The sequence below is a fragment of the Halarchaeum sp. P4 genome, assembly GCF_051195175.1.
Classification (GTDB): Archaea; Halobacteriota; Halobacteria; order Halobacteriales; family Halobacteriaceae; genus Halarchaeum.
In genome coordinates this window covers 183,866-193,094 of the sequence record NZ_JBNTKC010000001.1, presented here as the reverse complement: position 1 = coordinate 193,094, position 9,229 = coordinate 183,866, and the positions used below count along the sequence as shown (strand labels likewise).

14 protein-coding genes are annotated in these 9,229 nt (G+C 67.1%); 10 read left to right on the top strand and 4 right to left on the bottom strand.

The genetic code is table 11. The annotated features are described in order from the left end of the window. Positions 1-29: 29 nt before the first annotated feature. A complete protein-coding gene (locus ACQUS8_RS01040; protein WP_435095627.1) occupies positions 30-155 on the top strand; it encodes a hypothetical protein in 126 nt (41 codons plus the stop codon). 161 nt (positions 156-316) lie between these two features. On the opposite strand, the gene ACQUS8_RS01035 is transcribed toward ACQUS8_RS01040, so the two are convergent. Continuing rightward, the gene (locus ACQUS8_RS01035; RefSeq protein WP_435095624.1) at positions 317-520 is read right to left on the bottom strand and encodes a DUF2196 domain-containing protein; all 204 of its coding nucleotides are present in this window, start codon (positions 518-520) and stop codon (positions 317-319) included. Between the two features lie 73 nt (positions 521-593). Between ACQUS8_RS01035 and ACQUS8_RS01030 the strand changes: the two genes are divergently transcribed. Continuing rightward, positions 594-1,169, top strand: coding sequence for a DUF2391 domain-containing protein (locus tag ACQUS8_RS01030; RefSeq protein ID WP_435095621.1), 576 nt, complete (start codon positions 594-596; stop codon positions 1,167-1,169). A 22-nt stretch (positions 1,170-1,191) separates the two neighbouring features. On the opposite strand, the gene ACQUS8_RS01025 is transcribed toward ACQUS8_RS01030, so the two are convergent. Next, entirely contained in the window at positions 1,192-2,517 is a 1,326-nt protein-coding gene (locus tag ACQUS8_RS01025) for an FAD-dependent oxidoreductase (RefSeq protein WP_435095618.1), read from the bottom strand. 135 nt (positions 2,518-2,652) lie between these two features. Between ACQUS8_RS01025 and ACQUS8_RS01020 the strand changes: the two genes are divergently transcribed. Further along, positions 2,653-2,937: a DUF357 domain-containing protein gene (locus ACQUS8_RS01020; RefSeq protein ID WP_435095615.1), complete on the top strand. Its 285-nt coding sequence runs from the start codon at positions 2,653-2,655 to the stop codon at positions 2,935-2,937. On the opposite strand, the gene ACQUS8_RS01015 is transcribed toward ACQUS8_RS01020, so the two are convergent. Further along, the gene (locus ACQUS8_RS01015) at positions 2,934-4,148 is read right to left on the bottom strand and encodes a hypothetical protein (RefSeq protein WP_435095612.1); all 1,215 of its coding nucleotides are present in this window, start codon (positions 4,146-4,148) and stop codon (positions 2,934-2,936) included. The two genes, ACQUS8_RS01020 and ACQUS8_RS01015, sit on opposite strands and share 4 nt — an antisense overlap. A gap of 125 nt (positions 4,149-4,273) precedes the next feature. Here ACQUS8_RS01015 and ACQUS8_RS01010 point away from each other — a divergent pair, with 125 nt between their 5' ends. Then, complete coding sequence (locus ACQUS8_RS01010) at positions 4,274-4,666, top strand: DUF2267 domain-containing protein (RefSeq protein ID WP_435095609.1); 393 nt, start codon at positions 4,274-4,276, stop codon at positions 4,664-4,666. 152 nt (positions 4,667-4,818) lie between these two features. Next, on the top strand, positions 4,819-5,004 hold the full coding sequence (locus ACQUS8_RS01005; RefSeq protein ID WP_435095606.1) for a hypothetical protein: 186 nt from the start codon (positions 4,819-4,821) through the stop codon (positions 5,002-5,004). Between the two features lie 2 nt (positions 5,005-5,006). On the opposite strand, the gene ACQUS8_RS01000 is transcribed toward ACQUS8_RS01005, so the two are convergent. Then, positions 5,007-5,405 (bottom strand): translation initiation factor IF-2 subunit beta, encoded by a 399-nt coding sequence (locus ACQUS8_RS01000; protein WP_435095603.1) that lies wholly within the window; start codon positions 5,403-5,405, stop codon positions 5,007-5,009. Positions 5,406-5,561: 156 nt separating this feature from the next. Between ACQUS8_RS01000 and ACQUS8_RS00995 the strand changes: the two genes are divergently transcribed. The 5 genes from ACQUS8_RS00995 to moaC all read left to right on the top strand — a co-directional run bounded on the left by ACQUS8_RS00995 (position 5,562) and on the right by moaC (position 9,228). Continuing rightward, the gene (locus ACQUS8_RS00995) at positions 5,562-5,804 is read left to right on the top strand and encodes a UPF0058 family protein (protein ID WP_435095600.1); all 243 of its coding nucleotides are present in this window, start codon (positions 5,562-5,564) and stop codon (positions 5,802-5,804) included. A gap of 122 nt (positions 5,805-5,926) precedes the next feature. Next, complete coding sequence (locus ACQUS8_RS00990; protein ID WP_435095597.1) at positions 5,927-6,811, top strand: DNA-3-methyladenine glycosylase family protein; 885 nt, start codon at positions 5,927-5,929, stop codon at positions 6,809-6,811. 106 nt (positions 6,812-6,917) lie between these two features. Beyond that, on the top strand, positions 6,918-7,202 hold the full coding sequence (locus ACQUS8_RS00985) for an acylphosphatase (RefSeq protein ID WP_435095594.1): 285 nt from the start codon (positions 6,918-6,920) through the stop codon (positions 7,200-7,202). Positions 7,203-7,283: 81 nt separating this feature from the next. Next, positions 7,284-8,726, top strand: coding sequence for an NAD(P)H-hydrate dehydratase (locus ACQUS8_RS00980; RefSeq protein ID WP_435095591.1), 1,443 nt, complete (start codon positions 7,284-7,286; stop codon positions 8,724-8,726). Continuing rightward, positions 8,719-9,228 (top strand): cyclic pyranopterin monophosphate synthase MoaC, encoded by a 510-nt coding sequence (gene moaC / locus ACQUS8_RS00975; protein WP_435095588.1) that lies wholly within the window; start codon positions 8,719-8,721, stop codon positions 9,226-9,228. Before ACQUS8_RS00980 ends, moaC begins: the two co-directional genes overlap by 8 nt. The last annotated feature ends 1 nt before the right edge of the window (position 9,229 follow it).

Sequence of the window (9,229 nt, the reverse complement as noted above, 5' to 3'; positions counted from 1 at the left end):
TTTGTGGTCGGCGACACCACAGGGTAGTGATGTCGACAGCAGAGGACGGGAGTCGGTCGGCGACCGAGCGCATCGTCGAGCAGTCCGTCACACTCCCCACACCACAGGTCAGCGACGTCGAGGGCGTCATCGAGCGCGTCGGTGACGTCGTCTAACCAGCCCCCGTTCTTCACCGCCGCGGCGAGTGCGGCCGTCCACCCGCCCGCTCGACTGTCCGTGCGGCGGCCGTGAGTCGCTTCCGCGGGCGTGAGAAAACGAGGACGGATAGCCCGACGAGCGGCCGTCGGGTGCGAGGTGTGTCGGGCGTCGAGTCGGATTACTCGTGCGTAATCTTGCGCACGCGGCCCTGTGCGCCCGACTTCAGCTGGACGATGGCGCCCTCGGAGTCGGCCTCCTCGAGGACGGCACCGACTTCGCCGACGATGGGCTCCTTCCCCTCGCCCTGCTCGATCTCGACGGTCATTCCCTTGTCCAGTTTGCGCGGCTCCGGGTAGTCAGGTCGGTCCGGGAACTCGGACATACCCGACGGTGCGTCCCGACTCCCGAAAGAGGTGGCGGCCGACTTTTTGTGGGGGCGCGCCGTCACCTCCCCCATGAGCGATGCGGACGCGACGACCGAGCGGGAATCGTCCGACGTTTCCGACCTCATGGACCACCTCGAGGAGTTGGAGGAGCACGTCGACAGCCCCGAGGGTCGGGAGGTCGTGCAGGACGCGATGGACACTATCACCGACCTCCAGGAACCCGGGACGTTCGGCCGTGTCATTCGCGGGTTCGACCGCGCGGACGCCGCGGAGGCCGGCATCGGTGGCGCACTCTTCGCCGTGCCGATGGTCGTCGAGGGCGGAACGTACGACGTCGGCGCCTTCGTCGCCACCCATCCGCTCAACCTGCTCGCGACAGTCGCCGTCACCATCGGTGTCGTCTACGGCATCCTCTACGTCGCGGAGATTCAGGACGTTCGCGTGAAGGACCCGATACTCGGGTTCGTCCCCCGCCGTCTCGCCGGCGTCATCGGCATCTCCTTCGGCGTCACCGCCGCGCTGTTCACCGGCTGGGGGCAATCACAGTGGGCGAGCGACCCGTGGCTGACGCTCTGTGTCGTCTCAGTCGCGTGGGCACCCACCGCGATCGGCGCCGCGCTCGGGGACATCCTCCCCGGGTCGTAACGAAAGAAGCCGTTATCCGGGTTTAGTCGTCCGCGGGCGCTTCCGCGCTCCCCTCGGCTTCCGCGGCCTCCGGCACCTCGTTCTCGAGGTACTCGTCGGCGTCGAGGGCGGCCTTACAGCCCATTCCCGCGGCCGTCACGGCCTGCTGGTAGTGGTAGTCGACGACGTCGCCGGCACCGAAGAGGCCGTCGACGCCCGTCGCCGTCTGACCGGCACCGTGGCCGCCGGCCGTCTGGATGTAGCCCTCGTCGTCGAGTTCCACACCCGTATCCTCGAGGTAGGCCGTGTTCGGCGTGTGGCCGATGGCGACGAAGAACGCGCCGACGTCGAGGCTGCGCTCCTCGGTGTCCTCGTCGTCGAGCTTCTCAGTCGGGTGGCCCTCCGGATGGTGGACGAGGTCGACGGACTCGACGCCGTCCTCCTCGCTCCCGTGGATTTCGGTGGCTTCGGTGTTCCAGAGGACTTCGATGTCGCCCTCATCGACCTTCTCCTGGACGCGCTGCTCCCAGTAGTCCTCCGCGCGCAGTTCGTCGCGGCGGTGGACGAGGTAGACGGTGTCCGCGAACTTCGTGAGGAAGACGGCCTCCTCGGCGGCGGCGTCGCCACCGCCGACGACGGCCATGTCCTCGCCGCGGAAGAACGCGCCGTCACACGTCGCACACGTCGAGACGCCGAAGCCCATCAGCTCGTCCTCGCCGGGGATGCCGAGCGTGCGTGCGGACGCGCCGGAGGCGGCGATGACGGAGTCCGCCGTGTAGACGTCGCCGTTCGAGAGCGTGACGCGGAACGGACGCTCGGAGTCGTCGACGTCCTCGATGATGCCGTGCTCGATGTCGGCACCGAAGCGCTTCGCCTGCTCCTTCATGTCGTTGACGAGCGTCGCGCCGTTGATGCCCTCCGGGAAGCCCGGGTAGTTCTCGACGTCGCTCGTGAGGGTGAGCTGGCCGCCCGGCTCGTCGCCCTCGAAGAGGAGCGGGTCGTTGTCGCTCCGCGCCGCGTAGATACCGGCGGTGAGCGCCGCGATACCCGTCCCGGCGATGATGAGTTCGCGGTGCTCGACGACGTCCTCGCCGCCGTCCGTCGCGAGGCCGAGTTTCTCGTCGAGTTCGCCCGTCGCATCGAGCGCCGACGTGTCGTCCCAGCCGCCGATGAGTTCGTCGTCGATGAAGACTTCGGGAGCCGTCTCGCGGCCGTTCGCGCGCTCGGTCATCTCCTCGAAGAGCTCCTCGTCGCCCGTGACGTTGTACGTCTCGTACTCGACGCCCTTCTCGTCGAAGAGGTCCTTGGCCTTCTCACAGTAGGGGCAGGCCGTCTTCGTGTATATCTCCACGTGGGGCTGGTCGCTCATACTCTGACGAAGGGGATTCGGGGGTTTGTAGGTTGCGCTGACAGGGAAGCTAGCCGGTGTCGCGTGCGCGGACCCGCCGGCGACGCGACCCGCGACGACGACACGCTTACCCTCCCGACACGCACACGGAGAGGTATGCCCGCCGACCTCGCCGAGAAGACGGACCGCTACGAAGCCCTGCTCGCCCAAGCCCTCGAGGAAGCGGAGTTGGTCGCCCCCGAAGGGACGCCGCTCGCCGAGGCCGCCGCCGAGTACGAGGAGATGGCGCGCTCCTACCTCGAGGACGGCCGGCACTTCCGCGAGCACGACGACCCCGTGAACGCGCTCGCGTCCTTCTCCTACGGCCACGCGTGGATGGACGCCGGCGCACGCATCGGCCTCTTCGACGTGCCCGAGGAAGGGCACCTGTTCACCGTTTAGACGACGGTGACGTTGAAGCGTACGCTCCGTGCGTCAGTACTAATGTCCGATGCGAGATGATCCTGCATAGTCGCTCGGACGCGGATTTCCTTCGAGTTCTTCTTCGTCGGCTTCAGACACGCGATTGCTGTCCCATCAGCGTCAGACCGGACCGTTGACGTTGAAGTAGCGTCGTTCCAGTCCACGGCGGTACACGAACCACCGTTCGGGTCGGCTATCTTCGTGTTCCGAGACGTATTCGTCATGTTGAACCTGACGCTGACGTGCCCGCGTGGGTTGTTGTACTTATCGCGAGTGTATGTGACGAGACGAACCGGCGACGTGTCAACAGTTACAGCATCCGAGTTCGCCGCCGTGATGTAGCGCGCCGACGTGTTCGTGTCTATAGCTGCGTCCGTCGGCTCGCGGAGCGCGACCTTCGAGAGACGGAGTTGGTAGGAGCCATCGTGGAACGTGATAGTGACGTTGTTTCCGGAGACGCTGACGCGGTCTATCGTGGCCTGTGAGCGGTTTATCGACTCCCACGCATCTTCGGAGAGACGCGTCGGGACGGTCATCGTGAAGTCACCACTCGTATTCCGGATACTGATGGTCTCGGTACTGACGCTGACGGGCCTGACGGCGGGCGAGACGGTGACGCCGCCCTCGCGGTAGCCGCCGGCGACGGTGACGAGCGTGATGCGGTTGCCGTTCACGAGCGACTGGGCGTCGCGCATCACGCTGTTGGTGCCCGCAGCGAGGTAGACGGCGCCGGACGGGTCGATGCCGAGGTCGTTCGCGCGCAGCTCGTTGTAGTCCGTCCGGAGGACCACGTGGTGCGTCTGGAAGGCGAGGGAACGCTCGCTGCTGTTCCAGTAGTCCCGGACGTCCTTGTCCGTCGCGGCGACGTTCGAGAACGTGACGTCGCCGGCGGGTTGCGTGGAGAGCGTTCCCGTCGCCGGCGGTGGGTTGACGAACAGCACCCGCGGCGGGTATCGTGCGCCCGCGTGGACGACGGTACTCGTCTGCACGCCAAACGCGCCCGCGCGCTGGAGGGCGTTCTGGAGTTCGGTGACGTCCTCGCCGGCCTCCTGGAACGCGTCGAACTCGACTTGTTTGTTCTCTGCCGGTACGACGGCCGCCTGCCACGTCGCGTAGACGACGAGGATGATGCCGAAGAGGAGAATCGCGCCGACGAGCGTCGATACCCCACGGTCGTCCTGTCCCGCCATTGCTACGTCCTCCAGTCGCGACGCGTAAATAACCCTCCGTCGTCGCGCCAGGCGTGACGCAGCGGGTGCGAGCAGCGCGAATGGCCATCACGATTAACGGGGGGCCGTCGGTAGGCCAACGTGCAATGAAACACGACGAGTTCGTCGGCGAAGTCCAGCATCGTCTCGAACTGGCGTCCCGCGGGGAGGCTATCCGTGCGACTCGAGCGGTCCTGACGACCCTCGGGGAACGCCTTCAGGCGGACGAGGCGGCCGACCTCGCCGGCCCGCTCCCGATGGAGATCGACCGGTTCCTCCACGAGGCGGACTCCGGGCAGATCTTCGACTACCAGGAGTTCGTCGAGCGCGTCTCCCAGCGCGCTCGCGTCGAGGAGGCCGACGCGGCCTTCTACGGGCAGGCGGTCATGGACGTCGTCGAGGACTGCGTCCCCGACACCGAGCTCGACGATGTCACCGCCCAGCTGCCCGACGACTACGACGAGCTGTTCGAGCTCATCGGCTCCGAGGACTACTACTGAGCCGCCAGCCGGCACCTCAGCGCTTTTCGCGGCCCGCGCCCACTGACGGTCGCACAGTCACGGCGGCGCGGTGTGCAACCGCGACGGTGGTCGGGCCCGGCTGGGTCATCCCGCCAACAGCCTTTTTTCGTCGGCCGGTGCAGGAGTTATGTATGCCACAGCCAGCCTACGTGCAGTTGCTGTGCCCTGATTGTAGCAAGCACTGGGAGGAGTCCCCGAAGGACCTCCCGAAACCCGAGAAGAACTACGACTGTCCGGACTGCGGGGCGACCTACCGGACGAGCGAATTCATGCGCACCGACCGCGACCTTGAGAACCTGAAGCAACTGCAGTCCTGATTCTAGACGGTCGTTCGCGCGCCGCAGGCGTCACACTTCAGCTGTGTGACGTCGTCGCGGTGGACGAGGTTCGTGTCGGGCAGGCCACACTCCGGGCAGAGGACGTACTCCTCGACGTACTCATCGAGCGCTTCGGCGATGCGGTCCTGCGAGAACTCGCCGGTGAGGCGCGCGCGGCCGTTCTCGTCGATCTGGGCGGCCGTCCCGAGGTCGTTCTGGATGAACTGGAGGACGTGGCGCTGGCTCCGGTCGAGGCGGTCGAGCGTCTCCTGGAAGTTCTCGTAGACAGTGAAGTTCCCCTCGGTACGGACCTCGGGGTCGGGTACGTCGAAGCGAGAGGCCTCGGCGTCGGCGTCGGACGTCTCCGCCATCGCACGTTCGAGTTGCTCGTCGTATCCCATAGCCCACTATTACCAGCGCCGGCCTAAAAGCGTTTCAGGCCGGCGCCCGACACCCCACGTAGTCAAAATCTCTCACGGTCTGTAACGTCCGCGAGAACGTGTGTTAACGGTTATCAGGATAATACTATAACCCTTCGGCCGATAGGAGATGTTGTCATGAAGAAACAGGAGCTCATCCATCTTCACGGGCTTCTCGCAGAGGTAGGGAACTACTATGCGAAGTGTGAGGGCGACATCTCCCTGGCTCTGGACGAGTACGAGGAACTCGGTATCCGACCGACATCGATTCACAAATCGAAGACTGACCACAAGGCTGCTGTTTTCGCGCTGGCTGACGACATTACGACCGCGATGGACTCCGACGAGACGACGGAGAAAGTCGCGGCTCAGGCCGACTGAGACTCTGACGCGGAGCGGGTCCGCATCACACTGTACGCCGACATCGCGTAGCGACCGGTATTATCGAGCGATTACTCCCCAATCCGACATCCGTTTGAGCGTCGGTGCCGAAGTTCGGGCGAATGCGAACCGGATCGCTGCCGCTCACGGACGTCGCCGGCGGGTTCGACCTGCAGGCGACGCTGGAGAGCGGTCAGACCTACCTCTGGACCCGTGAAGACGGTGAGACGTACGGCGACGCGGCGGCCTACGGCGGCGACGCGTGGTACAGCACCGTCGTCGACGGCGACGTGGTGCGCGTCCGTCAGCACGACGGCGTCCTCGAGTGGGAGAGTACGACGGATGCCGAGTCGCTCCTCGTCGAGCTCCTGCGACTCGACGACGACCTCCACGCGATTCGGGACGCCGCGAGCGACGACCCCCTGATCGCCGAGGCCTACGAGCGCTACTGGGGCCTGCGCATCGTCGACGACCCCTTCTTCGGCTGTCTGATCTCGTTCATCTGCTCGGCGCAGATGCGCGTCGAGCGCATCTTCGCGATGCAGGAGGCGCTGCGCGAGACGTACGGTGAGGCCATCGAGTTCGACGGGCGGACCTACCACGCCTTCCCGACCCCGGAGGCCCTCGCGGAGGCGAGCGAGGAGGAGCTGCGCGAGTTGCGCCTCGGCTATCGCGCGCCCTACGTCGCCCGGAGCGCGGAGCTGGTGGCGAGTGGCGAACTCACCGAGGCGGACGTCCGCGGTGAGGACTTGGAGGCGACGCGCGACGCCCTCAAGGGGTTCGTCGGCGTCGGCGACAAAGTCGCGGACTGCGTCGCGCTCTTCTCACTCGGCGAACTTGAGGCGGTGCCGCTTGACACGTGGATTCGACACGCCATCGAGGAGTACTACCCCGACTGCGCGAGGGGGAACTACGCGGAGACGTCGCGCGCCGTCCGCGAGGCGTTCGGGCCGAACGCCGGCTACACGCAGACGTATGTTTTCCACCACCTCCGGAATCAGGAGTAGCAGAGTCCCGGAGCAGCGCCCGCCGGCGAGAGCGGGCGTGGAAAACACTTGCAAACCGGGGGTCGGCGGCGGACGTTTTTAGGCCGGGGCGTGCGAGGGGTGGCGTATGAGCGACACGGAGCGCGTTCGCGCGCACGTCTTCGTCAGCGGCACTGTCCAGGGCGTCTTCTACCGGGCGAGCACCCGCGACGCCGCCGAGGAGCACGGCGTCGACGGCTGGGTGAAGAACCTCGATGACGGCCGCGTCGAAGCCGTCTTCGAGGGCCCGGAGGCCGCCGTCGAGGAGATGGTCGATTGGTGTCACACGGGCAGTCGCGCCGCGTCCGTCGAGGGCGTTGAGGTCCGGTATCAGGAGCCGGAGGGACTGGACGGGTTCGAGATTCACCGGTAACTGAGGGACCTGAGCGACCGCCACGAGAGCGCGGTCCGCGTGGCGGTAGGATTTAGGGCGCCCTCGCGCGAATCCCGTCGTGTGACCATCACCGCAGCACGGATGGCGGCCGTCGACCGGAACGCGGCCGCCCTCGACGTCTCGACGAAGCAGTTGATGGAGTCGAGCGGGAACGCCCTCGCCCGCGCGGTGCGCGACGTCGCCGCGCAGGGCGACGAGGTGGCCGTCGTCGCGGGCCGAGGGAACAACGGCGGGGACGCGTTCGTCGCCGCGCGATTCCTCGCGGGCGACTACGACGTCTCGGTCTCCCTGCTCGGCCGCCCGGAGACGATCACGACGGACATCGCCTCCGAGAACTGGGAGGCGCTCCAGTCCGCCGAAATCACGACGGAGCGCGTCCTCGACTCGAAGGCGCTCGACATCGGCAACCCGGACGTCGTTCTGGACGGCGTGCTCGGGACGGGCGTGACGGGCGCGCCGCGCGAACCCGAGCGCTCGGCCATCGTCGCGATGAACGACGCGGACGCCACCGTCATCTCCGTGGACGTCCCGTCGGGAATGGACGCGGACACGGGCGAGGTGGCGGACATCGCCGTCGAGGCCGACCACGTCGTGACGTTCCACGACCTGAAGCCCGGACTCGAGGGGCACGAGGACGTCACGGTGGCGGACATCGGCATCCCGGAGGCCGCCGAGACGTTCGTCGGGCCGGGCGATTTGCTCTCGCTCGAGCGCGACCCGCAGGCCCACAAGGGTGACTTCGGGCGCGTGATGGTGATTGGGGGCGGTCCATACACGGGCGCGCCGGCGCTCACCGCGCAGGCCGCGCTCCGGGCGGGTGCGGACCTCGCGTACGTCGCGTGCCCGGAGCCCATCGCGGACGAAGTACAGGGCTACGCCGAGGACCTCATCGTCGAGCCGTACGTCGGGACGCGCCTCCAACCGGAGCACGTCGACTCGTTGCTCGACGCCGCCGCGGACCGCGACGTCGTCGTCATCGGGCCCGGTCTGGGTGGTGCGGACGACACGCGTCGTGCGGTCCGGGAGTTCCTCGAACACTACGAGGGGCGGGCCGTCGTGGACGCGGACGCCCTCCAAGTCGTCCCGGACGTCGAGACGGACGCGGAGTTGGTCTGCACGCCCCACCAGGGCGAACTCGCGAAGATGGGCGGCCCCCGGAGCGACGACTGGGAGGAGCGCGCGACGCTCGTCTCCGAGTTCGCCGCGGACCTCGACGCGACGCTCCTCGTGAAGGGTGCGTACGACGTCGTCTCGGACGGCGACGCCACGCGCGTGAACCGGACGGGCAATCCCGGGATGACCGTCGGCGGGACGGGTGACGTTCTTGCAGGTATTACGGCGGCGCTGTTCTCGACGCAGCCGGCCGTGCAGGCGGCGAGCGTCGCGGCGTACGCGAACGGCACCGCGGGTGACGTCGTCGTCGACGAGCAGGGCTACGGCCTGCTCGCGTCGGACTTACTCGGAGAAATCCCGACGGCGCTCTGGGGTGAGCGCGATGTGTGACGAGCGCGCGGGTGACGCCGAGGCGAGCGACGAGTTGACCCACACCACCGCGGAGGGTGATGTCCAGATGGTGGACGTCGGCGCGAAGGAGGACACGGCGCGCCGGGCGGTCGCACGGGGCGAGATCCGCCTTCAGGAGTCGACCGTCGACGCGATTCGCGCGGACGAAATCGGGAAGGGCGACGTCCTCACCACTGCGCGCATCGGCGCGATTCAGGCGGTCAAGCACACGTGGGAGACGGTTCCGATGTGCCACCAGATTCCCATCACGAACGTCGACACCGACTTCGACGTTCGGGACGACCGCGTCGTCCTGGAGGTGGCCGTCGAGACCACGGGGAAGACCGGCTGCGAGATGGAGGCCCTCGAAGGCGTGACGACGGGGCTGAACGTCGTCTGGGACATGGTGAAGGCCGCCGAAAAAAACGACGAGGGCCAGTATCCCGGCACCGCCATCGAGGGCGTGGAAGTCGTCTCGAAGGAGAAACGCGCGCTCAACTGAG